The following is a 24,148-nucleotide window of genomic DNA, read 5'->3' as shown; positions in this document are numbered from 1 at the left end:
CCGTGCACGGCGGCCGCGCCCCGGCCGGGGGGCTTGCCGCGGCATGAGAGGGGTCCCCGGCGCGAACCGGGGCCCCTTCTGATTTCACACGAGCGAGGGAATGCCGGGGCCGGACGGGGGAATTCATCCGAGCGTCTGAACCTCGGGCGGCCGCCCCACCGGTGTAGCGCGTCCCCGCCCAAACCCCGCCCAAGGCCCGGAAACGACAAAGGCGCCCCGGGGGCGCCTTGCGGAAAAACGTTTATTCTGTGGGGGTTATTTGGTGGGCGCACTAGGGTTCGAACCTAGGACCCGCTGATTAAGAGTCAGCTGCTCTACCAACTGAGCTATGCGCCCCAAGCCTCTCTGGAGAGGCTGGACCGCCGGGCCACCAGTCCCGTGCGGTGGCGGCGAATTAGCAACGGGCGGGCAGCCTGTCCAGCCCCCCGCGAAAAGTTTTCCGACAAAGCGTCGCGTGCCGCCCTTGCCTCGATCTTCGGCGAGCCGTCAGCCGGCACGAAAGCGCGGCCCCGCGTGACGGGCGGCGCCGTCTCGGCTACAGCGCGAGGATGACTCTCTCGCGACCTCTGAGAATCGGAACCCGCGGCAGCCCGATGGCGCTCGCACAGACTGGAATGGTCCGCGATCGGATCGTGGCCGCCAATCCTGGGCTCGAGACCGAGATCGTCGTCGTCTCGACCGTCGCCGACCGGGTGCTCGACCGGCCTCTGTCCGAGATCGGTGGCAAAGGGTTGTTCACCAAGGAGCTGGAGCAGGCGCTCTTCGCCGACACGATCGACGTTGCCGTCCACTCCATGAAGGATGTGGAGACCTGGCTGCCCGACGGGTTGGCGATCGCCTGCATCGTGGAGAGGGACGACCCGCGCGACGCGTTCCTGAGCGCGGGGGCAGCCAAGGGCCTCGCTGACCTGCCGGCCGGCGCGCGCGTCGGCACGTCTTCGCTGCGGCGGGGCGCCCAGGTGCTGATGCACCGTCCCGACCTCACCATCGTGCCGCTGCGAGGCAATGCCAACACCCGCTTGCGCAAGCTCGAAGCGGGCGAATGCGACGCCACCCTGCTGGCCATCGCTGGTCTCCAGCGGCTCGGGATGACGGATGTCGCGCGCAGCGTGCTGTCCGTGGAGGAGATGCTTCCGGCGGTGGCGCAGGGGGCGCTCGGGATCGAATGTCGAGCCGGAGACGACGCGATCCGCGCGCTGCTGGCGCCGGTCGCCTGCGCCACCACCACGACCGCGCTCGATGCGGAGCGCGGTCTCCTCGCGGAACTCGACGGCTCCTGCCGTACTCCCATCGCCGCGCTGGCCCAGGTGGCGGGTGACCGCATCACCCTCGATGGCCTTCTCTTCTTGCCGGATGGCAGCCGCCACTGGGCCGTTCACCGCGAAGGCTTGGCGGCGGATGCCGACGCGATCGGTCGCGATGCCGGGGCCGAGCTGAAGCGGGCAGCGGGCGACGTTTACTTCGCCCATCTCAAGTAGCGTCGCCTCGGCCCCTACCCGGCAGGGTCTCGCTCACACGAGGCTTCGCTCGATCGTTTCCTCGTCGCAGACGACGCCCGCCGTGCCGGCGAATTCCGCCTCGCTGGCCTGGGACGGCGGCCGATCCCGCTTCTCCCCTGACCCGGGCGAAAAGCTCGCCATGAAGGTGCGCATCACGTGGGCGACCCCGGCCTCGGCGATGCTGCGCTGGTCCTCCTCGTAGTAGCGCCCGCCATTGGTGTGGCTGGTGATGATCTCGTATGAGGGAAAGTAGACGAGGCGCGGATCGTCGCGCTCGCAGACCTCGCCGGCCGCAGCACGCAGGACCGCCTTCGAATGCGCGTTCGCGACGAGCACATGCCCGTCGCGATAGGTCGCGATCAGTGGAACCGGCGAAACCGTCAGGATGACCCTCGCCGCCGCGTTCACGCTCCAGAGGCGGTCGAGAAAGCCGGAGACGTCGGCGGTCACCTCCGCGGTAGTGGCGTTGACGAAGGCGACCTCGGCCGGATCGAAGCGCCCGCCGGCGACGCCCGGCGCGAGGGAAAGCGCCGCCCCGTCGGCGCGGCAGCGCCAGCCTTCGGTCAGACCAAGGGTCACCACCAGCACGTCGAGGCTTTCGAAGAGCTCGCGCACGCGGGCGAGATGGAGATCGCGCGCTTCGATCACCGCCGCCTCGTCGGCGAAGCCGTCGGGCTCGATGGTCGGGCGGAACGGGTCGACGAAGCGCCCATCCTCCCGTTGCCACGCCTTGAGGTCCGGATCGAAGGCGCCGAAGGCGCGGTCGAAGAGCTGCACGAACTGGCGCGGGCCGTAGAGATTGCCGTAGCGGGCGGAGAAGGTGCCGTACTGCCGCGCCGACGCGTCGGCCGCAGCCATCCCTTCCGGCGCCGATTCCGTGACGTGATAGCGGAAGCCGCCGCGGGCGAGCGCCTGCGAGACCCGCTGCGCGAAACACGAGCCGGCGGTCGCGACCCGGTCGGTGCGCGCGATGCGGAAGACGTCGCGCGGCCCCGGATCGACGGCGAAGGGCGGCACGCCGGCCACCGCCTTGCGCCAGAACCGCTCGGCCGGTAGATCGCGGTAAGGGTTCATCGCCTGATCCGATCCTGCACGCCCGCCCGCGAGAGGCCGCGCGCCGTTTGGCCCCGCTCCCCGCCCTTTTCAAGCCGTTCGTTCCGGTCGTCCAGGCCGCTGCGGCGCGTCCGTTCTCCCCCCGATCCTGGGCGAGACCGTGGCGGCGTTCGCCGGGCCGCCCCCGCATCGCGGTGATCGGCAATTGCCAAGCCACGGGCATCGCGCAGGCCCTGCGCCTGCTTCTGCCGGGCGCCGAGGTCGAGGCGATCCTCGTCGGCGGGCTTGCCCGCAGATTCGGGCATATCGAACGGCTCGCGCAGCATCTGGCAGAGGCCGATCACGTCTTCTCTCAGTTCTTTCCGGTCGGCTTCATCGCGGGCGGCAACGTCCACGGGCTGGCTGAGCGCATCCCCGGCCTCAGGCTTTTCCCGACGATCCTGTTCTCCGGCTTCCATCCCGATCTCGTTCATGTCGGCGACGAAGCGAGCCTGAGGCTGTCGCGGCTCGTCGCCTCGCCGATCGGACCGTATCACTCGGCGATCGCGCTCCAGGGCTATCGCCTCGGTCTCAGCGTCGAGGCGACGCTGACGCTCTACACCGGCCCCGTCTTCGATCGGCTCGGCTATTTCGATCTTTGGCAGCTGAGCGCGGATTATCTACTGCGCACGGCGCGCGACGTCGGCTTCGGCCTGGATCGGGAGTTCGCGCTCTGGAGCCGCGGCGGCGTGTTCATGCACGTCATCAACCATCCCCGCCTTCACGTCCTCGGCGACATGGCCCTGCGCCTGGCCCGCGAGTCGGGCTGCGATCCGCTCGACATCCCTGTTGCGGCCTACGCGCCGGATACGCTGGCGGCCGAACCGGTCTGGCCGGTGCTGCCCGCGATCGCCGAACGCTATGGCGTGCCGGGCTCGACCCTGTTCAAGGGGGACGGTCGCCGCGCACCGCCGCGTCTCCTCGACCTGCCGGAATTCGTCGCCGAGAGTTTCGCCCTCTATGCCCGGCACCGGCCGGAGGATCTCACCTGCGCGCGCCTCGACGGGTGGCAAACCGATCCGGAGATCCGCGAACTCTTCGACGCCCCAGCGTAGCGCGCGTCGACACGGGCGATCTCAGACGGCAGCGCGGCGCCCGCCCTCGCCGGGACGCGCGGCCATCAGGCCGGCGAGCTCCACGATCTCGCGCGTTTCGAACGGCTTACGGAGATAGATGCTTCCGGGAACCGTCCGGCCCTCGAGTTGCGCCGCCGTCGAGGCATAGACGATCGGCCGGTGCGGATGCCGCTCGCGATAGGCGCTCGCGACGGTCCAGCCGTCGATCAAGCCCGGCAGGAGGATGTCGGTGAACAGCCAGTCGATCGACTCGCCGCCGTCTCGCAGCACCGTCAAAGCGGCCTCGCCGCTCGAGGCCGCCAGAACGCGCATGCCCTCCCGCTCGCACAGCCGCGTCAGCATCTCCAACAACAGGTAATTGTCCTCGACGATGAGCACGGTCGTAGCTGACGACATGACCCTTATCCGGTTTCGGGCTGTGCTCATCACACGGCCGAACGGTTAATGCTTCGTTAACTCCACGGCTGCATAGCAATCTTTCGCAAAGCTGAGCAATCGAATGAACCCGCCCGACCTGCCTCAGCCCGAGCCGCCCCGGGCGGCTGCCTTCGATGCCGAGACGCTCGCCGAGCTGGAGGACCTGTTCGGCCGTTCCCGTTTGATGGAGCTGCTCAGCGTCCTCGACCGCGAGATCGCGACGCGCTTCGATCCGCCGGCCGTCGAACCCTCACGACTCGCTCAGGACGCGCACATCCTCGTCTCTTCGAGCGGCGGTCTCTCCTTCCACGATCTGTCGGGAGCCTGTGCAGCCCTGGAACAGGCCTGCCTCAGCGGCGCGGAGATCGCGGTGCCCCTCGGAAACGCCGTTCATGCCGCCCGCCACGCGCGGGACGCGATCGCCCTCCTGCGCGCAGCCTGACGTCAGAGCTGTTGCTGCACCGCAACATCGGCAGGCAAAGCGACGAGGCTCCGGCTCCGGCCCTCGGGGCGCCGCATTTACTGCCAGAACACTGATGCCGCGTTGCGGTCGAGCTTGAACCGGTGACGGATCTCGCCGGCCCGGCCGCTCGGCCCGCCGAGGAACCCGTCTCGCACCCAGACAGCGGCGTCAGCACACCCGTGAGAGACACTTAACCATCCGCGGCTACACCATCTGGAACGAGAACGCCCTCGGTCGACGCAGGTCCGCGTGCGGTGATCGAGGTCTCACCCCAGCAGGAATTCGGGTCTGGTCCCGATCGCCGAGCGATCGTGGCGGGAACCGGAAGGACAACCGACACGGCTCGGCCGTGAGGAGACAGACGATGTCGACACCCGCGCGCTTTCGTGGGCTTTCCCTGACGCTGGCACTCTGCGCCGCCCTCGGGCTCGGCGCCTGCAGCAAGGATAGCGATCTCGCCGACGCCTCGGGCTTCGGGGCAGGCGGCGCCGGCGGCGTCGCACGCCCCGGCAGTGCCCAGGATTTCGTCGTGAATGTCGGCGACCGGGTCTTCTTCGAGTCCGACTCGACGGATCTCACGCCGACCGCCACCGCGACCCTCGACAAGCAGGCGTCCTGGCTTCAGCGCTATCCGCGCTACAGTTTCCTCATCGAGGGTCATGCCGACGAGCGCGGCACGCGCGAGTACAACTACTCGCTGGGCGCCCGCCGCGCGCAGACGGTTCAGGACTACCTCGCCTCCCGCGGCGTCGCGTCGTCGCGGATGCGGACGGTCTCCTACGGCAAGGAGCGCCCGGTGGCGGTGTGCAACGACATCTCCTGCTGGTCGCAGAACCGCCGCGCCGTCAGCGTCCTCGACGGCGGCGCCGGATCCTGAACCGGGCCGGGGCCCGGTTTTGCGGCCGACCGGGCCTTCTGCTAACGGGTGAGCGTGCCTCGTCGAAAATCCCGGTGATTCACCTTATCCGCTCTGGCCGCATCGGCGAGGCGGAGGACTTTCGAGGCACGAAGACGGCCGCGAGCCAGATGACCGATCGGTGCCAGCCGCCATGTTCCGCCGCCTCCTCCTGACCCTCGGACTCGGCCTCTCGATCTCGACGGCCGCCCTGTGCGCCGCGCAGGCGCAGGACGCATCCGAACTCGTGGTGCGCCTGAACCGCCTGGAAAACGTGTCCCGTCAATTGTCGGGGCAGATCGAGACGCTTCAGTACGAGAACCGGCAACTCAAGGAACAGCTTCGGAAGTTCCAGGAGGATGTCGAGTTCCGCTTCCAGGAAGGGAAGGGGAGCGCCGCCCCCGCCCGCAAGACCCCGGCTCCTGCCGCATCGCCGCCTTCGGCAGCGCCCTACGGCACCAATCCCGGCGAGGGACGCCCGGGCAAGCGCAGCGATGCCTTCGACCCTGGGCAGAACCCGAACGCGCCGGGCGCCCCGAAGCCACTCGGAACGACGCAGCCCTCGCTTCCGCTGCCGACCGGCGCCATCGCCGAGGCCGAGGCGCCCCTTCGCCGCTCCGTCCCGCCGACGGTGGCGGATGCGGATGCAAGTGCTGCCGATGACACCGATCTTCCACCGCCCGGTTTCGGCGGCCCGGTTGACCTCTCTCCGCCGCCCGTGCGCACCGGGTCGATCGGTACGGTCGAGGCGCCCGGGACAGCCGCGAGTATCGCCGCCACCGGCAGCGGCGACGCGCAGGCCGACTTCGAGGCGGCCTACAGCCTCATCCGCGAGCGGCAATACGAGCAGGCCGAGATGAGCCTGCGCCAGTTCATTCAGTCGCATCCCCGCGACCGGCTGGTGCCCAAGGCGACCTATTGGCTCGGTGAGAGCTACCTGCAGCGCAATCGCTCCCGTGAGGCCGCCGAGCAGTTCCTGAAGGTCTCGACCGACTACGCGAACTCCCCCGTCGCTCCCGAAGCCATGCTGAAGCTCGGCGCATCGCTGCATGCCCTGGGGGCCAAGGCACAGGCCTGTGCCACGCTGGCCGAAGTCGAGCGGAAGTTTCCCGGGGCGGGCGCCGGCGTGCGTCAGGGCGTCGAGCGGGAGCAGAAGCGCGCCCGCTGCGCCGCTTGAGCGAAGCGCCCGTACCCCTCGACGAACGGCTCGCCCGCGCCCTCGCTCCGCTTCTCGACGGGGCCACGTCTCCGCTTCTCCTCGCCGTCTCCGGCGGACCCGATTCCACGGCCTTGATGCATGCGGCCCGCTCCGGTGGCGCCGGCGTCCATGTGGCGACCGTCGATCACGCTCTGCGCGCCGGGTCGGCGGAGGAGGCGGCCGGGGTAGGGCGTCTCGCGTCCGAATTCGGCCTCGTCCACACGGTTCTGACCTGGCAGGCGCCGCGCCGCGACAGCGGCATCCAGGCCGCCGCACGCCGGGCCCGCTACCGCCTTCTCTCCGACCACGCCGCCCGGATCGGCGCCGGCCTCGTTCTCACCGCCCACACGCTCGACGATCAGGCCGAGACCGTGCTGATGCGACTCATCGCCGGCAGCGCCCCCTCCGGTCTTGCCGGCATGCGCGGCGATCGCCCGCTGACTCCGGAGATCCGGCTGGCTCGGCCCTTCCTCGGCATCCCGAAATCCGATCTCGTGGCGTATTGCGAGGCGCATGGGCTTCCCTTCCTGCGCGATCCCTCGAATGCCGACGAGCGCTTCGCCCGGGCCCGGCTGCGCAATCTTCTGCCCCTGCTGGCGCAAGAGGGCCTGACCGCGGCGCGCCTCGGCCGTCTGGCCGTCCGCGCCGACCGGGATGACGCGGCGCTGAGACAATGCGCCGAGACGGTGCTGTCGCAGGTCGCACGGAACGGCATCGACGAATTGCGCCTCGACGGCCATCGCCTGTCGCGCGAGCCGGAGGCGATCGTGATGCGCGTGCTCGATGCCGCCCTCGACCGGATCGCGCCGGACCACGAGGCGCCGGTCCCGAAGCGCCTCGAACGGCTCGAGACTCTTGTTCTCGAGGGTTTGCTGCCGGCGCTGAATGAGGGGAGGGTACTGCGCCGGACCCTGCGCGGGGTTCTCATCGAGGTCGACCGGCAGGGCAGTATCCGTCTCGCCGCCGCACCGCCGCGCAGGGCAATCCGGGAGCGCCGCTAACGCTGCGTGGTGAGCCTCGCCGCAGGTCCGTCCGATTTACTTGGCAACCGAGGGGGCGCCGCCTACATTGGCTTCGAGCGCGTGGGGTATGCCGCGACCTTGCGGGACGACGCTCGCACGCCTCCCAGGACCGATCGATGAACCCGAATTTCCGCAATTTCGCCCTGTGGGTCGTCATCTTCCTGCTGGTGCTCGCCCTCGTGACCCTGTTCCAGAACCCGGGTCACCGCGGCGGCGGCAGCGAGATCGCCTACAGCCAGCTTCTGAACGACGCCGATGCCGGCAAGATCCAGTCCGTCACGATTTCGGGTCAGGATGTCAGCGGCACCTATGTGGGCGGCGGCAATTTCTCGAGCTACCTGCCGAACGACCCGAGCCTCGTTTCGAAGCTTCAGGCCAAGGGCGTGCAGATCACCGCGCGCCCGCCCTCCGACAACACGCCCTGGTTCATCCAGCTTCTCGTGAGCTGGCTGCCGATTCTCGTGTTCATCGGCGCCTGGATCTTCCTCTCGCGCCAGATGCAGTCCGGCGCGGGCCGCGCCATGGGCTTCGGCAAGTCAAAGGCCAAGCTTCTGAACGAGGCGCATGGCCGCGTTTCCTTCGAGGACGTCGCCGGTGTCGAGGAGGCCAAGGAGGATCTTCAGGAGATCGTGGAGTTCCTGCGTGACCCGCAGAAGTTCCAGCGTCTCGGCGGCCGGATCCCCCGCGGCGTGCTCCTCGTCGGCCCGCCCGGCACCGGTAAGACCCTGATCGCCCGAGCGGTGGCGGGCGAGGCCAACGTGCCGTTCTTCACGATCTCGGGCTCGGACTTCGTCGAGATGTTCGTCGGTGTCGGCGCGAGCCGTGTGCGCGACATGTTCGAGCAGGCCAAGAAGAACGCGCCCTGCATCATCTTCATCGACGAGATCGACGCGGTCGGCCGTCACCGCGGCGCGGGTCTCGGCGGCGGCAACGACGAGCGTGAGCAGACCCTCAACCAGCTTCTCGTCGAGATGGACGGCTTCGAGGCCAACGAGGGCGTCATCATCATTGCGGCGACCAACCGCCCCGACGTGCTCGACCCGGCGCTGCTGCGTCCCGGCCGCTTCGACCGTCAGATCATGGTGCCGAACCCGGACGTCACCGGCCGCGAGCGCATCCTGCGCGTCCACGTCCGCAAGGTGCCGCTGGCGCCCGACGTCGACCTCAAGACCATTGCTCGCGGCACTCCGGGTTTCTCGGGCGCCGACCTGATGAACCTCGTCAACGAGTCGGCCTTGCTGGCGGCGCGTCGCGGAAAACGCATCGTCACGATGCACGAGTTCGAGGACGCCAAGGACAAGGTGATGATGGGCGCGGAGCGCCGCACCCTGGTCATGACCGAGGACGAGAAGCGCCTCACCGCCTACCATGAGGGCGGCCACGCCATCGTCGCTCTGAACGTTCCCGCGACCGATCCGGTCCACAAGGCGACGATCATTCCGCGCGGCCGTGCGCTGGGCATGGTCATGCAGCTGCCCGAGCGCGACAAATTGTCGATGTCCTACGAGCAGATGACCTCGCGTCTGGCGATCATGATGGGTGGGCGCATTGCCGAGGAGATGATCTTCGGACCCGAGAAGGTGACCTCGGGCGCACAGTCGGACATCGAGCAGGCGACGCGGCTGGCGAAGATGATGGTGACCCGCTGGGGCTTCTCGCCGGAGCTCGGCACCGTGGCCTACGGCGACAACAACGACGAGGTTTTCCTCGGCATGTCGATGGGCCGTCAGCAGACGGTCTCGGAGGCGACCGCTCAGAAGATCGACGCCGAAGTGCGGCGCCTCGTCGAGGCCGGCCTGGAGGAAGCCCGCCGCATCCTGGGCGAGCACAAGGACGACCTCGAGGCGCTGGCGCAGGGACTGCTGGAGTACGAGACGCTCTCGGGCGAGGAGATCCGGAAGCTGCTTCAGGGCGAGCCGCCGGTGCGCGACTCGGGCGATGTGCCGCCGACTCCGGCGCGCGGATCCCCGGTCCCCTCGACCGGACGCGGCCGCCCCCGCGGCAGCGACGGCGGTCTCGAGCCCAGCCCGCAACCGCAGGGCTGAACCAGACCAGGGGTAGGGAAGGGGGCGCCGTGCGGCGCCCCTTTTCGTGTCTGCCTCCCGTCCGGCTGCACATCGAGCGGCCACTTCATCATCAATCGCTCTCGAATTCTCGACGGAACGGCCGATCATGCCGAGTTCGGTCACCCTGATCGTCGCCCTCGGCGCGGCGGTCGCCGGCTTCGTCCAAGGGCTGTCCGGGTTCGCATTCGGCCTCGTGGCCATGTCGATCTGGGTCTGGGTGATCGATCCGCAGCTTGCGGCGGCTCTCGCGGTCTCGGGCGCACTCGCCGGCCAAGTCATCGCCGCCTTCACCGTGCGCCGTGGCTTCGCGATCGGCTTGCTGGCGCCCTTCGTGCTCGGCGGTCTCGCCGGAGTCCCTCTCGGCGCCTTCCTGCTGCCGCACCTCGACATCCACTGGTTCAAAGCCGTCCTGGGCGCCGTCCTCGTCCTGTGGTGCCCGGCGATGCTCCTGTCGAAGGATCTGCCCCGCATCACCTTCGGCGGTCGGATCGCCGACGCGGTCGTCGGCCTCGGCGGCGGCGTCCTCGGGGGGCTCGGAGGGTTCACGGGCACGCTGCCGACGCTCTGGTGCACCCTCCGGGGCTACGAGCGCGACGTGCAGCGCACGGTCATCCAGAACTTCAACCTGTCGATGCTCGCCGTCACGCTCGTCGTCTACGTCGCCTCCGGGCTCATCACCCGCAGCATGCTGCCGATGATCGCTCTGGTACTCCCGGCCATGCTCGTCCCCGCGCTCATCGGTGCCCGCATTTACGTCGGATTGAGTGAAGCCGGCTTCCGCAGGATCGTCCTGAGCCTCCTCACCGCCTCGGGTGTCGCCCTCCTCGTGTCGGCCCTGCCGCATCTTCTCCGATAGCGGCCCCTCGAACGGCCGCAGCCGCCCCATTTCGACCGCCTTTGTCGCGGAGCAACCGATTCACCACGCCCGCGATCCGCTCCGCCGGCCCGGGTCGTTGTCTGGTAATGTGGCCGTCTGCGAGCCACGCCGAGCGCGGAGAAGCGACGTTGCGCAAACACTTCGGAACCGATGGCATTCGCGGCCGGGCCAACGGGGTCATCACGCCGGAACTCGCCCTCAAGATCGGGCAGGCCGCGGGCCTGATCTTCCAGCGCGGCGACCATCGCCACCGCGTCGTGATCGGCAAGGATACGCGGCTGTCGGGCTACATGATCGAGACCGCGCTCGTCGCCGGCTTCACCTCCGTCGGCATGGATGTGCTGCTGCTGGGTCCGATGCCGACCCCCGCCGTCGCCATGCTGACCCGCTCGATGCGCGCCGATATCGGCGTGATGATCTCGGCCTCGCACAACCCGTTCGAGGACAACGGCATCAAGCTGTTCGGACCCGACGGGTTCAAGCTCAACGATGAGCTGGAATTGGAAATCGAGAGCCTGATCGACGGCGACATGCGCCGCCGCCTCGCCAGCTCGCGCGACCTCGGCCGTGCCAAGCGGATCGAGAGCGTGCATGCGCGCTACATCGAGTTCGCCAAGCGCACGCTGCCCCGCCACGTGACTCTCGACGGCCTGCGCGTCGTCGTGGACTGCGCCAACGGCGCCGCCTACCGCGTCGCTCCGGAGACACTCTGGGAGCTGGGCGCCGAAGTGATCTCCATCGGCGTCGAGCCCGACGGCTTCAACATCAACCACGATGTCGGCTCGACCGCGCCGGAGGCCCTCGTGCAGAAAGTGCGGGAGCTGCGCGCCGATGTCGGCATCGCCCTCGACGGTGATGCCGACCGCGTCCTGATCGTGGACGAGAAGGGTCAGAAGGTCGACGGTGACCAGCTCATGGCGGCCGTGGCCCAATCGTGGAAGGAGGACGAGCGCCTCACCCAGCCAGGCCTCGTCGCGACCATCATGTCGAATCTCGGTCTCGAACGCTTCATCAACGGGCTCGGCCTCACGCTCGCCCGCACGGCCGTGGGCGACCGCTACGTCCTCGAGCACATGCGCGAGCACGGCTACAACCTCGGTGGAGAGCAGTCCGGCCACATCATCATGTCGGATTACGCCACCACCGGTGACGGCCTCGTGGCCGCCCTGCAACTGCTCAGCGTCGTGAAGCGCCGCAACCTGCCGGTCAGCGAAGTCTGCCACTGCTTCGAGCCGCTGCCGCAGATCCTCAAGAACGTGCGTTTCCGTTCCGGCGAACCGCTGCGGGCGGATTCGGTGGTGACGGCCATCGCTCATGCCAAGGATCGGCTCGGCCAGTCGGGGCGCCTCGTCATCCGTCCTTCCGGCACCGAACCCGTCATCCGCGTGATGGCCGAGGGCGACGACCACGACCTTGTTGCCGAAGTGGTGGACGAGGTGGTGGATGCCGTCACCCGCGCTGCGGCCTGAAGCGCCACTCTCTTGAACCTGGGCCCTCGCTCGATACGGGGGCCTGTTCAACTTGAGCGGTGACCCGCAGGGCGTGTGAACGCGGACAGCAAAGCCCTCCGTCAAAGGCGATTTTCAATCGCACGGCGCAATCGACGATTGGCACTGACTATCTCGAAACTTCAGCAAGCGGAGAAAGGAGTCAGCAAGACTAAATTTTTACGTTAAGTCTGACTTAACCTTCATAGACCATCCTTCTCTCCGCATCTCGGGCCGGCCTGACCTTTCGGCGCGCTCGATGGGTGAAGGATATCTTAATGCGCCGCCGCTCCAGAATTCCCGCATTGGCGCGCACCCTCACGCTCCTCGCGGGCGTCGGGGTGCCCTGCCTTGCACAGGCCGCCGACCTGCCTCTCCCCATGCCGGCGCCGCTGCCCGAACCGGAGGTGTTTGCCGGTGGATGGTATCTGCGCGTGGATGGCGGCTATGGCTCGCTCGACCTGCGCAAGAGCATCGCCGAGGACGTTTCGCACCCGCCCAAGCCGTACGACTACGCCGTCATACAGGATAAGGTTTCGAACCAGTACTTTGTCGGTGCCGGCGTCGGCTACCAGATCAACCCGTGGCTGCGCGTCGACGCGACCGGCGAATACCGTTTCCGTAGCACGTGGAGCTTCGTCGCCGAAGACAAGACATTCGGTGATACCGGTGGCTACAACGTCACGAGCGGCAAGTTCGACTCCATCGTCGGCCTCGCCAACGGCTACATCGATCTCGGCACGTGGTACGGCATTACACCGTTCGTCGGCGCCGGCATCGGTGTCGCTCATCACAGCTTCGGCGGTGTGACGGACAAGGGCTACGGCGCGTATGAGGGTGGCTACGGCATCGGCCGGCACAACGAGCGGACGAACTTCGCCTGGGCGCTCCACGCCGGTCTCGGTTACGCCGTGACGCAGAACCTCCGGTTCGAGGCGGCCTACCGCTTCCTCAACATGGGCGAGGCCGCGACCGGCGTGGTGACCTGCGCGCCGGACTGCCCGAAGACGGTCTACCGGATGAAGGAACTCGAATCGCACGACGTCAAGGTCGGCTTGCGCTACATGTTCGGTGCTCCCGTTGCGGTCGCCGCCGTCGATTACGCGCCGCCCCCGCCGCTGGTCCGCAAGTACTGATTGCCGAACCCTCTCGATGCACTTTGGCACGGCGCGGAGCCTTCCCGCGCCGTTGCTGTTTTCGCGTCCGCGCGGCCGGATCCGGTTAAGGTTAAGCCGATCATAACCTTTATCGAAAAGACTACCGGTCGATCGAGGCGCGGCCATCTCCTGCCGCCATCTCCGACGAGGCTTCCCATGTTCGTATCGCATCGTCTGGCGCTGGCGGCCACGCTCGCGACCGGCACGCTGTTAGGGGCCCTGACCGGGTCCTTCGCACTTCCCGGCGCCGCCACCGCCGCCGACCTGCTTCCGCCGCCGCCGCCACCGCCCGTTCGGGCCGAACCGGTGGTCATCGGCAGCGGCTGGTATCTTCGGGGCGACTTCACGCAGACCTGGTACGATCACCCCCGCGACGACGCCATTCCCGATCCGAGCGATCCCGGCATGCCGCCCCTGGTCGGGCTGCGGCTGAGCTCGGAAGCGGGCTACGGCGGCGGCATCGGCTATCAGATCAATCCCTGGCTGCGCGTCGACGCCACGATCGACCAGCGCGGTACCTCTTCCTTCCGCGGCTACTCCTCGCGCTCGGTGTTTCAGACCGGCTACAACCTCGAGGCCGGCAAGGTCGACGTGCTGACGGGTCTCGTCAACGTCTACGCCGACATCGGAAAGTGGTACGGGTTCACGCCCTATGTCGGCGCCGGCATCGGCTTCGCCGACATGAGCATGCGCCGCAACTACACGCAGACGACCTGCCTCATCGATGGCTGCGACGGCGCCGCCGGCACAGGGCCCCGCGACCCCGCCTTCCGCGCCAACCATTCGGTGACGACCTTTGCGTGGGCGCTGACCGCCGGTGTGTCCTACGATATCGGCGCCGGCTTCAGCCTCGATGCGGCCTACCGCTACATCAATCTCGGCCGGCTTCGCAGCGGGCTGGACGAGTATGGCGGCCTCACCCGGGTGAAGGATCTGGCGGCCAACGAGTTCAGGGTCGGCCTGCGCTACCGCTTCGCCGACGGCCTGCTCCCGACCGCCGCCCAGAACTTCGGCAACTGAACCGACCAGAGCTGTCATTCGTCGACACACGGCGTCCGGGTGGATCCCGGGCGCCGTTCCCGTTTCGCGCGCCGGCAATCCGCCACGCGCCGAACGGCATAGGCCGGTATCCAACACAGCACGATACTCGAACAGAAGAGTCGCCGATCCGGCTCGATCTGATGTCCGGAGCGCAGCGCCCGTCATCTCGGGACGCCAACCAATGTTGGTTCAGCATAAAAAATTAAGGTTACCGAGATAGTACGAATGGGTCAGCCCGGCGCCGCGACGGCCCGGTGCGTGAGGACGACGACGATGCGCATCGCGACCCTGGCCCTTCTGACTTCCGTTCTAGTATCGCCTGCTCTCGCGGCCGACCTCGACTACGGCGTCTTGCGCGGCGCTGATGACGACTACGTCTCCACGGCTCCGCTGATCGATTGGAGCGGGTTCTACGTCGGCGGACATGGCGGCTACTCGTCGGCCGCCCTGGGCTTCAACAACGCTTTCCAACCGATCGTAGCGAATGCGCTCCGCAACACCGTTGCAGAGATCGAGATGGGAGCGTCTCAATATCTCGCGACGCGCGCAACCCATTCCGGCGGAGCCAGCTACGGCGTTTTTGCCGGCATCAACTATCAGTTCGAAGACGTCGTCGCTGGCCTGGAAGCCGATTACACCTATTTCGGAAGATCCGGATCTTCCTTCGATCGTATCGCTCGCTTCAGAATCACGAATGACGGCTTCCTCACCACAGTCGCACTGAATGGCCAGGCAAGTACCGAAATCGAGGATTATGGGACAGTTCGGGGCCGCCTCGGCTACGCCTTCGGAAATCTTCTGCCATTCTTCACAGGCGGTCTCGCGGTTGGCCGGGCGACGGTCAGCGACACGGTTTCAGTGCAAAACTACGCCTACGATAACGCCGCCTACACCGCCAATCAAACAGGCGGTACGACGACCTACATCAAAAACTACGGCTACTCATCCTTCAGTCAGACAAATCCGCCCGGCAGCATCCCCGCACCCGGCACCCTCTACGGGGCGACGAAGAAAGTCACCGTCGTCGGCCTCGCCGTCGGTGGCGGCATCGAATATGCCATCACGTCGAACTTCCTGCTACGTGGCGAATATCAATACGTGTTGTTCAACGACTTCCAGGGCCACAAGGCTGAGCTGAACACCGTGCGCGGTGGCGCCGCCATCAAGTTCTGATACGACCGACCACGAGGGCCTCCGATGCGCCACCTGCTTCCGCTCGCCGCCGCGACACTGGCCGGTTTCGCGGCGATTTCGCAGGCTGAGGCCAGCGAAACCAGGAGGCGGACGGCACCGCACTCGGCGGTGACGGCACTCCCGCCGGAAACGCCCTACCGCGATCCGCGTCCGCGCTTCCGCGCACCGCCGGTCGAGAGGCTTGCCGTCCGGGCCTATGTCCCGCGACCGACCAACCAGCCGATGTTCAACGAGCCGCCGCAGCCGCTGCGCTGACGCCGGCTCAGCTGTCGAGCTCGCTGTCCCAGTAAAGATAATCGAGCCAGGTGTGGTGATATTGCCGGTGGTCGAACTCCGGTTGGCGGCGGTGGAGTTCGTGACGCGTCGGCCGGTGCGGCTCGTTCAGAAGGGGCATCTCCGCCTCGTCCGGCGTGCGGTTGGCCTTGCGAAGGTTGCAGGGCGAGCAGGCCGCCACGACGTTTTCCCAGGTGGAGAGGCCGCCGCGGGAGCGGGGCACGACGTGATCGAAAGTCAGACCGCCCGAGGGAAGGCGGAGACCGCAGTACTGGCAGGTGAAGGTGTCGCGCAGATAGATGTTGTAGCGCGTGAAGGCCGGGCTGCGGGCGAGCGCCACGTAACTCTTGAGAGCGACCACGCTCGGCACCTTCAGGGACCGGCTCGGGCTGTGGGCCTCGATGTCGTAGTTCGCGACGAGGGTGACGCGGTCGAGAAACAGGGCCGTGAACGCGTCCTTCCAGGACCACAACGAGAGCGGATTGTAGGAAAGCGGCCGGTAATCCGCGTTGAGCACCAGGGTTTGCAGATCGATCATCGACGCCACTCACTGCTCGTGACGGCGCCCTTCGGGCGCCTCGGCCTTGGACGCTGGATGTCACAAGGGCCATGCCGTGCCCGCGCCGGTCGGAGCCTAGGAGGTGCCTCGGATCCGAACCGGTGGGCATGGCGCTCCGGTACGGCCACGAGTCTCCGACCCGTCGCGCGCGCTCTCACCGCAGCCGGCGCGCGGTGCGCTCCAGCGGGGCGGCGGATGTAGATGAAACCAGTGGGATCTTGACGCCGAAAGCTCCCCCGACCGGCGAATCTTGCCGGTTCGAGCCGAAGCGTGGCAGGGCGGACGATCAGCGCCGCCTCCTCGCTGCGTGAGGATATGGCCAAGTCCATCGACGCTTAGTGTAATATCAGCGTGACAAGCTTGTGAAGGCGAGCCGGTGGTTCGTGACGTCGCGGCGGCTGATTTTTCCTACGAATCGGACTTTGATCGCCCGATCCCGCACGCTTTCGCCCAATTGCGCGGGCAGAGATTGCGGCACAGAGCCATGGGTCGCGCTTTGCGGCGGGTTGTTGTGCGCTGCAAAAAGTTTGTCCGCGCTCCCCTGGGAAGCCCGGGCCGGGGCCCTAGCTCGAGGGCATCACGGCGGAACTCCCGTATCGGCTCGCCCGAGGCGGCCGTCGCGCGGGCTTGCGCAATCGAGGCGGCGTGGCTGCCTCAGCGCCGCCAACCCGACGCGAACCGTTCCTCCCGCGAAGGATGACAATGCTACGACGCTGCCTTCTCACCCGCTTCCGCCATAGGATCGTCGGCACAGCCCTGATCGCGACGCTGGCCGCGACCGCCGTCCTTCCGAACCCGGCGGTGGGGCAGGGGAGTCCGCCAGCGGCGCAAGCACCGGCCGCGCAGGCTCCGGCCGCGCAGGCTCCGGCCGCGCAGGCTCCGGCGGCCAAGCAGCCGACCGCCGCGCCGACCCCGGCGAACAATCCGCCGGCTCCTGCCAACGGGCAAGCGGCGCCGGCCGCCAAGCCGGCCGCGCCGAAGGCCCCCACCTCGGAGGCTCTACAGACCCTTCGGGACCGGCTCGATACGATCAAGGCGGATCTCGAAGCGCGGGAGAAGGCGATCACCGGCCCGAATGTCGGCGCGGGGGATCTCACCCGTGCCCGCGACGGACTCGATCCGCTCGCTGACCGGCTGCGGTCGATCATCGACCTGCTCGGACCGCGCCTAGAGGCCGCCCGCGAGCGTCTGGCCCAGATCGGCCCGAAGCCGAAGGAAGGCGAAGAGAGCGAGGAGGTCGCCCGCGAGCGCGCGGAGCGCGAGCAGGCCGTCAACGACATCGACGGCACCCAGCGCTTGGCGAAGTCTCTGCTGGTGCAGAGCGATCAGATCGTCGATCAGATCTCGAACCGCCGCCGCGCCGCCTTCACACGCGGCCTTTTCGAGCGCAGCTCATCGCTGCTGACCCCCGATCTCTGGATGAGGGTCGGCGCCGACATCCCGCGGGACATCAGCTCGCTGAAAAGCGGCTTCGACGACACCGTCTCCCTGTTCCGCCGAAACGGCAACCTGTGGAACCTGCTGGTCCTCGGCCTCGCCCTCGGTCTGTCCGTCGCTCTGTATTTCGGACGCCGCAACATCGCTCCGGCCCTGGGGCGCCGGGACATCAATGTCACCAATCCCTCGAAGCGCGCCAAGCTCCTCGGTGCTTGGCGCGTGCTCCTTCTCGGGACCCTGCCGGCCCTGGCGGGAAGCTATGCCGTCTACTACGCCCTCGATGTGACCGAGCTGCTGCCGGCCCGCTTCCTGCCGGTCGCCAGCACCATTCTCGGCGGCATCGCCTTTATCGCCTTCGTCGAGGCGACGGCCGACGCCCTGCTCGCGGTCAACAAGCCGGCCTGGCGTCCCGCACCGGTCTCGGATGCCGCCGCATGGCGCATCACCGCGCTCGCCGTCAGCATCGCCGTAGTCATCACGGTATCGAAATCGACGGAAGCCCTCAATTCGGCGATCTACGCCGCCCTGCCGATCTCGATCGCCACCCGCGGCATCGGAGCTATCTCGGCGGCGCTGCTGCTCGCCATCGGCCTCCATCGGTTCGCCGACACGGCGGAGAAGGAGGAGGAGTGCTTCGGCCCCTATGTCGGCACCGAGACCTCGTCGAATATCGGCGGCCCGCTTCGGCTGCTCGGCTGGGTCGCGGTCGCCGTGATCGCGGTCGCGCCGCTCGTCGGCTACGTCGCGTTCTCGGCGTTCGTCGTCGATCAGCTGATCTGGAGCGCCAGCATCCTCGTGCTGCTCTGGCTCCTGATCGTCAGCGCCGACGTCCTGATCGGCGGCTCGCTGTGCGAGGACACCCGCATCGCCACGACGCTCCAGGCCAATACCGGCCTGCGCAAGCGCTCGCTCAACCAGATCGCGGTGCTGGCCACGGGCTTTTCCCGCGTCCTGCTGATCGCTGTCGCCGCGCTCCTCGCGCTCGCACCCTGGGGGCTCGACTCGACGGATATCTTCTCGTCGATTCGCACGGCCTTCTTCGGGTTCAAGGTCGGCGACGTCACGATCTCGCTCTCCGCGATCGCCTTCGGCGTCGGCATCCTGGTGCTCGGCGTCTTCATCACTCGCGGCGTGCAGCGCTGGCTGGAGAACACCTATCTTCCCGCGACCGACCTCGACGCGGGTCTGCGCAACTCGATTTCGACGGTGGCCGGCTATGTCGGCTTCCTGCTCGCCCTGGCTCTGGCCTTCTCCTATCTCGGCCTCAGCCTCGAAAAGCTGACCATCGTCGCCGGTGCCCTCTCCGTCGGTATCGGTTTCGGCCTGCAGTCGATCGTCAACAACTTCGTCTCGGGCCTTCTGCTTCTCTGGGAGCGCCCGATTCGCGTCGGCGATCAGGTGCTGATCGGCGACAGCGAGGGCATCGTGCGGCGCATCTCGGTGCGCTCCACCGAGATCCAGACCTTCGATCGCTCGGCGGTCATCGTGCCGAACTCGAACCTGATCTCCGGCATCGTGAAGAACCGCGTGCGCGGCGACCGGACCGGTCGGGTGATCATCTCGGTCAACGTCCTTCGCAGCAAGGACCCGGTGGCGGCGGCCGAGATGATGGTCGCCTGCGCCAAGGCGCATCCGGACGTGCTCAAGGAGCCGGCGCCGCGGGTGGTGTTCAAGAAGATCGGCGATCCCTTCCTCGAGTTCGAGCTGATCGCCATGGTGGTCGACGTCAATCTCGGCCAGAAGGTGCAGAGCGACTTGAACTTCTCGGTGTTCAAGGCCCTGGCCGACGCCGAGTTCATCCCGCCGATGGGCCCGGCTTCGAGCTTCATCACCGTGCAGGGTCTCGAACCGGTGCGCGACGCGCTCGGACAGATTGCCCACGCGGTCGGCAGCCCGGCGGCGCAGGTCATCGCACCGCCGGCTCCCCCCCGCTCCCAGAGCGAGGAGAGAGCGGCGGACGACACGCCGTCATCCGACTCGAAGGAGGCGCCCCGCCGGCCGACCGGCGCGTCGCAGGACGTGTCCCTGCGACGCCATGGCTAGACCAAGCCGGATCGACAGACGGCGAGGCCGGCCCTGAGGATAGCGGGGCCGGCCGCACCGATACACTTGAGTTTCCCGCGGGCAGGGGCCACCTGAATCCTTCGTTCACGGGAAACACGCTGTCGTGCTCGGACGTCACACCAATCTTGCCGCGCCCGCGGTGCTCGCCCTCGTGACCCTGCTCCAGGGCTGCGCGGGACAGATCGCACCGGAAGCGACCGGCATGCCGAGCATGTATCTACCGCTCACCACCGGCAGCACCGCCGTTGATACCGGCGCGGCGCGGGACATGATCTCGGCCTATCGGCGCAACAACGGCTTCGCACCGCTCGTCGTCGACCCGGAATTGCAGCGCTTGGCCGAGACCGAGGCCGCTGCCATGGCTGCTTCCGATCGGCCGAGCAAGAGTCAGACGGTGCGCGCCGCGGTGACCCGCCTCGGCTACGATGGGGCCGACGCAAACCTTTCGGCCGGCTACCACACGCTCGCGGAAGCCTTTTCCGGATGGCGCGACAGCCCTCCGCACCGGGCGGTCATGCTCGCGCCGGAGGCGAAGCGCATGGGCATCGCAACCGCCTACGCGCCGGGCTCCAAGTACAAGGTCTATTGGGCGCTGCTGGTGTCCAAATAGCCGTCAGGGCAGAACCCTGCCGTTCGGCGTCGGCGGCGGCTCCGAGAGAAGCGTCACCGTCACCCGGCGGTTGGCCGCGAGATAGGGATTGTCGGGGAACATCGGCTCGGTATCCGCCTTGCCCGTGACCGAGGCGAAGCGGTCGTCGGGCAGCCCGGCATTGGCCAGGACGTCGCGCACGCTCAGAGCGCGGTTGGCCGAGAGTTCCCAGGGCGGGGCGGTGTCGCGGGTGCCGGGGCGCGTGGTCGCGGTGAAGCCGGTCACGGCGATGCGGTTCGGCAGCTTCATCAGCGTCGGCGCGAGGCGCTCCAGGAGCCGCCGGGTGCGGTCGTTGGGACGGCTCGACCCTTCCGGGAACATCGAGCGGCCGTCCTGATCGACGATCGACACGTCGAGGCCCTTCCGGCTCGGCGCGATGATCACGTTCTTCGACAGTTCCGCCACCTCCGGCATGTCCTGCATCGCCTGCCGCAGGGAGGCGGCGGCCTGTCCGAAGGCATCCGGGAAGCCGCGGTCGGGGATGCCGTCGTCCAGCCCGCTGTCGATCTGCGGCGGCGTCGTGCGGTCGGTGGCACGCTCGGGCGGCACGTCGCGCAGATGCTTGAACTTGTCGGCGGTCGGTATCCCTTCGCTTTCGAGAATGCCGGCGAATTTCGATTCCTTGTTCACGCCGAAGGCATCGCGCATCGAGCCGGCGACGACCTGCAGCTTCTTCTGGTCCTGGGTCGAGTAGGCGGCGATCATGACGAAGAAGCTCATCAGGAGCGCCATCAGGTCGGCGAAGGTCACGAACCAGCCGTGACCGCCATGGGCGCCGCCGCGCTTCTTCTTGGCCACCGCCTACGCTCCCGTCACGCCGCTTCCGCGGCGAGATCCTCGCGGTGGTTGGCCGGCAGGTAGGCGATCAGCATCTCACGCACCAGCGAGGGGCTCTTCTGGTCACGGATCAGCAGGATGCCGTCGATGATGAGGGAGCGGGACACATCCTCCTCCTCGAGCTTCACGTGCAGCTTGTCGGCGATCGGCAGGGTGACCATGTTGGCGATCAGCGCGCCGTAGAGCGTCGCGAGCAGCGCGGTCGCCATGGCGGGCCCGAGCTTCGAGGGGTCGGACATGTTGGCGAACATCGTCACCATGCCGAGGATGGTGCCGATCATGCCCCAGGCCGGGGCGCAGTCGCCGAAGGCGCGGTAGATCTTCGAGCCCTCGTCGAGATGCATCAGGAAGTTGTCGCGGTCGCGCTCCATCGTGTCGCGGATGAAGTCGCGGTCGTAGCCGTCGGCGATGTAGCGCGCGCCCTGGGCCAGGAACGGATCGGAGATCTCCATGTTCTCCAGGGCGATCGGGCCGGACTTGCGCACCACATCGGCGATCTTGGTGATTTCTTCGATCAACTCGTGCGGCTTCACCGAGCGCATGGTGAAGGCGTAGCGCAGGCCCATCGGCAGGCCGTGCAGCATGGTGGAAAACGGGAAGCGGATCATCGTCGCGGCGATGGCGCCGCCGAAGATCACGATCACGGCGTGCTTGTCGAAATAGGCGGCGAAATTGCCGCCATCGATCATGATCAGCGTGAACACCACGCCGACGCCGCCGAGCAGCCCGATACCGGTTGCGAGATCCATGACGCCGACGCCCGAAGCCCGGCCGATCCTGCCGGCCGTCCCCGAGGTGTAAAAAAACAGGCTGAAGGAACCGTAAAGGGGCTTGGACGAACCGACCATTCGCCGTCATGTGCCGTTCAGGGGCGGGACGCCATAAGTGCCCGTGCCGATTGCCCGAGTGGCGTTTCGCGGACAACCGCAGCCTCACGGTCGGCCGGCGCCGGATCAATCCGGTTCCAACGACGGGACCCCACGGCCGCAGCCGAATGGGGCGGGGAGCGAAAGCACGATGTCGATGATTCGACTCTATGCGCGGGTTCTGAGCCTGCTCGGAGCGGAGAAGCGGCTGGCCACCGGTCTGATCGTGGCCAATGTCGCGCTCGCGGTGGCGGCCTTCGCCGAGCCGCTGATCATGGGCCGTATCATCGACGGCCTCACCCATCTGTCCAAGGACACGCCGGCGACCGCGCTGGTGCCCTGGATCGTTTCCTGGGTGGTGTTCGGCCTGTTCACCATCGGCGCGGGCGTGGCGATCGCCCTGCATTCCGACCGGCTGGCCCACCGCAACCGGCTCTCCACCATGGCGAATTTCTTCGAGCACGTGCTCGAACTGCCGATCGCCTTCCATTCGTCCAACCATTCGGGCCGCGTGCTGAAGGCGATGCTGGAAGGCACGAACGCCATGGCCTGGGTCTGGCTCAACTTCTTCCGCGAGCACTTCGCCGCGCTGCTCTCCGTCGGCGTGCTGCTGCCGCTGACACTGTTCGTGAACTGGCGGCTCGGGGCGATCCTCGTCGTGCTCGTCCTCGTCTTCACGGCACTCGCGACCTACGTCATGCGCCGCACCGAGACGCTCCAGGGCGAGGTCGAGCAATTCCAGTCGGGTCTCGCCGCCCACGCCTCCGACGCGCTCGGCAATGTCGCGGTGATCCAGTCCTTCACCCGCGCGCGTGCCGAGAAGGAGGCGATGCGCGACATCATCCACGACCTGCTGCGGGTGCAGATTCCGGTCCTGTCCTGGTGGGCGATGGCCAACGTTGCCACGCGCGCCTCCGGGACGCTGACCATGACGGCGATCTTCATCACCGGTATCGCCCTGCACCAGCGGGGTGAGGCCACCGTCGGCGAGATCGTCGCCTTCATGAGCCTCGCCACCATGCTCGTGACCAAGCTCGATCACGTCGTGACCTTCGTGAACGGCGTGTTCATGCAGGCCCCGAAGATGCGCGAGTTCTTCGAGGTGGTCGACACCGTACCGACTGTGCGGGACCGGCCGCAGGCCAAGCAGGTCGCCCGGTTCGAGGGCGAGGTGAGCTTCGAGGACGTCGCCTTCTCCTACGACGGCCGCCGCAACGCGCTCGACGGCGTGTCCTTCACGGCCCGTCCCGGCGAGACCGTGGCGCTGGTCGGCACCACGGGCTCGGGCAAGTCGACGACGCTGGGCCTGCTGCACCGGACCTTCGACCCGGACGCCGGCGCCATCCGCATCGACGGTCTCGACATCCGCGACATCGGCCTCTCGAGTCTGCGCCACAACATCGGCGTCGTGTTCCAGGAGCCGATGCTGTTCAACCGCTCGATCCGCGAAAACCTTCAGGTCGGCCGCCCCGACGCGACCGATGACGAGATGCTCGACGCTCTGGACCGTGCCCAGGCCAGCGAGTTCATGGCGCGCCAGCCGGACGGGCTCGACACGATCATCGGCGAGCGCGGCCGCTCGCTCTCCGGCGGCGAGCGCCAGCGGCTCTCAATCGCCCGGGCGCTCCTGAAGAACCCGCCGATGCTGATCCTCGACGAGGCCACCAGCGCCCTCGACGCGGCGACCGAACGCAAGCTGCAGCAGGCGCTGGAGACGGTGATGGAGGGGCGCACCACCTTCGTGATCGCCCACCGCCTCGCGACGATCCGCAACGCCGACCGCATCCTCGTGTTCGAGAACGGCAAGATCGTCGAGGCCGGCGATTTCGATGAGCTGGTCGCTCTCAACCAGCGCTTCGCGGCGCTCGCCCGGGCCCAGTTCATGGCGGCCGAGACGGAAGACGATCTGCCGCTCGCCGCCTGACACGGCGGTCGCTCAATCGAAGCCGAGATAGCCTTGGCTAACCCGCACGGCACCC

General features: G+C 67.7%; 21 protein-coding genes and 1 tRNA gene. 16 read left to right on the top strand and 6 right to left on the bottom strand.

Annotation, left to right across the window (positions count from 1 at the left end):
• Nucleotides 1-260: 260 nt before the first annotated feature.
• Nucleotides 261-336, bottom strand: a tRNA-Lys gene (locus HNR01_RS19415).
• 212 nt (nucleotides 337-548) lie between these two features.
• Between HNR01_RS19415 and hemC the strand changes: the two genes are divergently transcribed.
• On the top strand, nucleotides 549-1,478 hold the full coding sequence (gene hemC, locus HNR01_RS19410) for a hydroxymethylbilane synthase (RefSeq protein WP_183669214.1): 930 nt from the start codon (nucleotides 549-551) through the stop codon (nucleotides 1,476-1,478).
• 33 nt (nucleotides 1,479-1,511) lie between these two features.
• Here the strand turns inward: hemC and HNR01_RS19405 are convergent, their stop codons facing one another.
• Nucleotides 1,512-2,573, bottom strand: a complete 1,062-nt coding sequence (locus HNR01_RS19405) for a GSCFA domain-containing protein (RefSeq protein ID WP_183669212.1) — start codon at nucleotides 2,571-2,573, stop codon at nucleotides 1,512-1,514.
• Between the two features lie 47 nt (nucleotides 2,574-2,620).
• Here HNR01_RS19405 and HNR01_RS19400 point away from each other — a divergent pair, with 47 nt between their 5' ends.
• Nucleotides 2,621-3,646, top strand: a complete 1,026-nt coding sequence (locus HNR01_RS19400; RefSeq protein ID WP_183669210.1) for a WcbI family polysaccharide biosynthesis putative acetyltransferase — start codon at nucleotides 2,621-2,623, stop codon at nucleotides 3,644-3,646.
• A gap of 21 nt (nucleotides 3,647-3,667) precedes the next feature.
• Here the strand turns inward: HNR01_RS19400 and HNR01_RS19395 are convergent, their stop codons facing one another.
• The gene (locus HNR01_RS19395) at nucleotides 3,668-4,063 is read right to left on the bottom strand and encodes a response regulator (RefSeq protein WP_026105339.1); all 396 of its coding nucleotides are present in this window, start codon (nucleotides 4,061-4,063) and stop codon (nucleotides 3,668-3,670) included.
• Nucleotides 4,064-4,166: 103 nt separating this feature from the next.
• On the opposite strand from HNR01_RS19395, the gene HNR01_RS19390 reads away from it, so the two are divergent.
• From HNR01_RS19390 to HNR01_RS19340, 11 genes are all read left to right on the top strand, one after another.
• The gene (locus HNR01_RS19390; protein WP_183669208.1) at nucleotides 4,167-4,526 is read left to right on the top strand and encodes a hypothetical protein; all 360 of its coding nucleotides are present in this window, start codon (nucleotides 4,167-4,169) and stop codon (nucleotides 4,524-4,526) included.
• Between the two features lie 385 nt (nucleotides 4,527-4,911).
• Nucleotides 4,912-5,424, top strand: a complete 513-nt coding sequence (gene pal / locus HNR01_RS19385; RefSeq protein ID WP_017483239.1) for a peptidoglycan-associated lipoprotein Pal — start codon at nucleotides 4,912-4,914, stop codon at nucleotides 5,422-5,424.
• Between the two features lie 172 nt (nucleotides 5,425-5,596).
• Nucleotides 5,597-6,619 (top strand): tol-pal system protein YbgF, encoded by a 1,023-nt coding sequence (ybgF, locus tag HNR01_RS19380; RefSeq protein ID WP_183669206.1) that lies wholly within the window; start codon nucleotides 5,597-5,599, stop codon nucleotides 6,617-6,619.
• Nucleotides 6,616-7,641 (top strand): tRNA lysidine(34) synthetase TilS, encoded by a 1,026-nt coding sequence (gene tilS, locus HNR01_RS19375; protein ID WP_183669204.1) that lies wholly within the window; start codon nucleotides 6,616-6,618, stop codon nucleotides 7,639-7,641. The genes ybgF and tilS overlap by 4 nt, the downstream gene beginning before the upstream one ends.
• A 137-nt stretch (nucleotides 7,642-7,778) precedes the next feature.
• Nucleotides 7,779-9,707 carry an ATP-dependent zinc metalloprotease FtsH gene (gene ftsH, locus HNR01_RS19370; RefSeq protein WP_017483242.1) on the top strand — a complete coding sequence of 643 codons (1,929 nt, stop codon included), beginning with the start codon at nucleotides 7,779-7,781 and terminating at the stop codon, nucleotides 9,705-9,707.
• A 127-nt stretch (nucleotides 9,708-9,834) separates the two neighbouring features.
• A complete protein-coding gene (locus HNR01_RS19365; protein ID WP_183669202.1) occupies nucleotides 9,835-10,584 on the top strand; it encodes a sulfite exporter TauE/SafE family protein in 750 nt (249 codons plus the stop codon).
• A 149-nt stretch (nucleotides 10,585-10,733) separates the two neighbouring features.
• Nucleotides 10,734-12,074, top strand: a complete 1,341-nt coding sequence (glmM, locus tag HNR01_RS19360) for a phosphoglucosamine mutase (protein ID WP_183669200.1) — start codon at nucleotides 10,734-10,736, stop codon at nucleotides 12,072-12,074.
• Between the two features lie 296 nt (nucleotides 12,075-12,370).
• Entirely contained in the window at nucleotides 12,371-13,228 is an 858-nt protein-coding gene (locus HNR01_RS19355; RefSeq protein ID WP_183669198.1) for an outer membrane protein, read from the top strand.
• Between the two features lie 177 nt (nucleotides 13,229-13,405).
• The gene (locus HNR01_RS19350; RefSeq protein WP_183669196.1) at nucleotides 13,406-14,269 is read left to right on the top strand and encodes an outer membrane protein; all 864 of its coding nucleotides are present in this window, start codon (nucleotides 13,406-13,408) and stop codon (nucleotides 14,267-14,269) included.
• A gap of 294 nt (nucleotides 14,270-14,563) precedes the next feature.
• Complete coding sequence (locus tag HNR01_RS19345) at nucleotides 14,564-15,463, top strand: outer membrane protein (RefSeq protein ID WP_183669195.1); 900 nt, start codon at nucleotides 14,564-14,566, stop codon at nucleotides 15,461-15,463.
• A 24-nt stretch (nucleotides 15,464-15,487) separates the two neighbouring features.
• Nucleotides 15,488-15,739 (top strand): hypothetical protein, encoded by a 252-nt coding sequence (locus tag HNR01_RS19340; RefSeq protein ID WP_183669193.1) that lies wholly within the window; start codon nucleotides 15,488-15,490, stop codon nucleotides 15,737-15,739.
• Between the two features lie 7 nt (nucleotides 15,740-15,746).
• On the opposite strand, the gene HNR01_RS19335 is transcribed toward HNR01_RS19340, so the two are convergent.
• Nucleotides 15,747-16,295 carry an HNH endonuclease gene (locus HNR01_RS19335; RefSeq protein WP_012457067.1) on the bottom strand — a complete coding sequence of 183 codons (549 nt, stop codon included), beginning with the start codon at nucleotides 16,293-16,295 and terminating at the stop codon, nucleotides 15,747-15,749.
• 723 nt (nucleotides 16,296-17,018) lie between these two features.
• Here HNR01_RS19335 and HNR01_RS19330 point away from each other — a divergent pair.
• On the top strand, nucleotides 17,019-19,796 hold the full coding sequence (locus HNR01_RS19330; RefSeq protein WP_183669191.1) for a DUF3772 domain-containing protein: 2,778 nt from the start codon (nucleotides 17,019-17,021) through the stop codon (nucleotides 19,794-19,796).
• Between the two features lie 124 nt (nucleotides 19,797-19,920).
• A complete protein-coding gene (locus HNR01_RS19325; RefSeq protein WP_017483250.1) occupies nucleotides 19,921-20,427 on the top strand; it encodes a CAP domain-containing protein in 507 nt (168 codons plus the stop codon).
• A gap of 3 nt (nucleotides 20,428-20,430) precedes the next feature.
• On the opposite strand, the gene HNR01_RS19320 is transcribed toward HNR01_RS19325, so the two are convergent.
• Nucleotides 20,431-21,264 carry an OmpA/MotB family protein gene (locus tag HNR01_RS19320; protein ID WP_017483251.1) on the bottom strand — a complete coding sequence of 278 codons (834 nt, stop codon included), beginning with the start codon at nucleotides 21,262-21,264 and terminating at the stop codon, nucleotides 20,431-20,433.
• A 14-nt stretch (nucleotides 21,265-21,278) separates the two neighbouring features.
• On the bottom strand, nucleotides 21,279-22,052 hold the full coding sequence (locus HNR01_RS19315; protein WP_026105343.1) for a motility protein A: 774 nt from the start codon (nucleotides 22,050-22,052) through the stop codon (nucleotides 21,279-21,281).
• 268 nt (nucleotides 22,053-22,320) lie between these two features.
• Between HNR01_RS19315 and HNR01_RS19310 the strand changes: the two genes are divergently transcribed.
• Nucleotides 22,321-24,093: a glucan ABC transporter ATP-binding protein/ permease gene (locus tag HNR01_RS19310; RefSeq protein ID WP_183669189.1), complete on the top strand. Its 1,773-nt coding sequence runs from the start codon at nucleotides 22,321-22,323 to the stop codon at nucleotides 24,091-24,093.
• Nucleotides 24,094-24,148: the final 55 nt, after the last annotated feature.

It is taken from the genome of Methylorubrum rhodesianum (assembly GCF_014199985.1).
GTDB classification, from domain to species: Bacteria; Pseudomonadota; Alphaproteobacteria; order Rhizobiales; family Beijerinckiaceae; genus Methylobacterium; species Methylobacterium rhodesianum.
This window is presented reverse-complemented; position numbering and strand designations above follow the sequence as displayed.

Excerpts from the sequence above, each read along its gene's own strand:
- hemC (WP_183669214.1), top strand. The coding sequence starts at position 549 with ATGACTCTCTCGCGACCTCTGAGAATCGGAACCCGCGGCAGCCCGATG.
- HNR01_RS19405 (WP_183669212.1), bottom strand. The coding sequence starts at position 2,573 with ATGAACCCTTACCGCGATCTACCGGCCGAGCGGTTCTGGCGCAAGGCG.
- HNR01_RS19395 (WP_026105339.1), bottom strand. The coding sequence starts at position 4,063 with ATGTCGTCAGCTACGACCGTGCTCATCGTCGAGGACAATTACCTGTTG.
- HNR01_RS19390 (WP_183669208.1), top strand. The coding sequence starts at position 4,167 with ATGAACCCGCCCGACCTGCCTCAGCCCGAGCCGCCCCGGGCGGCTGCC.
- pal (WP_017483239.1), top strand. The coding sequence starts at position 4,912 with ATGTCGACACCCGCGCGCTTTCGTGGGCTTTCCCTGACGCTGGCACTC.
- ybgF (WP_183669206.1), top strand. The coding sequence starts at position 5,597 with ATGTTCCGCCGCCTCCTCCTGACCCTCGGACTCGGCCTCTCGATCTCG.
- ftsH (WP_017483242.1), top strand. The coding sequence starts at position 7,779 with ATGAACCCGAATTTCCGCAATTTCGCCCTGTGGGTCGTCATCTTCCTG.
- HNR01_RS19365 (WP_183669202.1), top strand. The coding sequence starts at position 9,835 with ATGCCGAGTTCGGTCACCCTGATCGTCGCCCTCGGCGCGGCGGTCGCC.
- HNR01_RS19355 (WP_183669198.1), top strand. The coding sequence starts at position 12,371 with ATGCGCCGCCGCTCCAGAATTCCCGCATTGGCGCGCACCCTCACGCTC.
- HNR01_RS19350 (WP_183669196.1), top strand. The coding sequence starts at position 13,406 with ATGTTCGTATCGCATCGTCTGGCGCTGGCGGCCACGCTCGCGACCGGC.
- HNR01_RS19345 (WP_183669195.1), top strand. The coding sequence starts at position 14,564 with ATGCGCATCGCGACCCTGGCCCTTCTGACTTCCGTTCTAGTATCGCCT.
- HNR01_RS19340 (WP_183669193.1), top strand. The coding sequence starts at position 15,488 with ATGCGCCACCTGCTTCCGCTCGCCGCCGCGACACTGGCCGGTTTCGCG.
- HNR01_RS19335 (WP_012457067.1), bottom strand. The coding sequence starts at position 16,295 with ATGATCGATCTGCAAACCCTGGTGCTCAACGCGGATTACCGGCCGCTT.
- HNR01_RS19330 (WP_183669191.1), top strand. The coding sequence starts at position 17,019 with ATGCTACGACGCTGCCTTCTCACCCGCTTCCGCCATAGGATCGTCGGC.
- HNR01_RS19315 (WP_026105343.1), bottom strand. The coding sequence starts at position 22,052 with ATGGATCTCGCAACCGGTATCGGGCTGCTCGGCGGCGTCGGCGTGGTG.
- HNR01_RS19310 (WP_183669189.1), top strand. The coding sequence starts at position 22,321 with ATGTCGATGATTCGACTCTATGCGCGGGTTCTGAGCCTGCTCGGAGCG.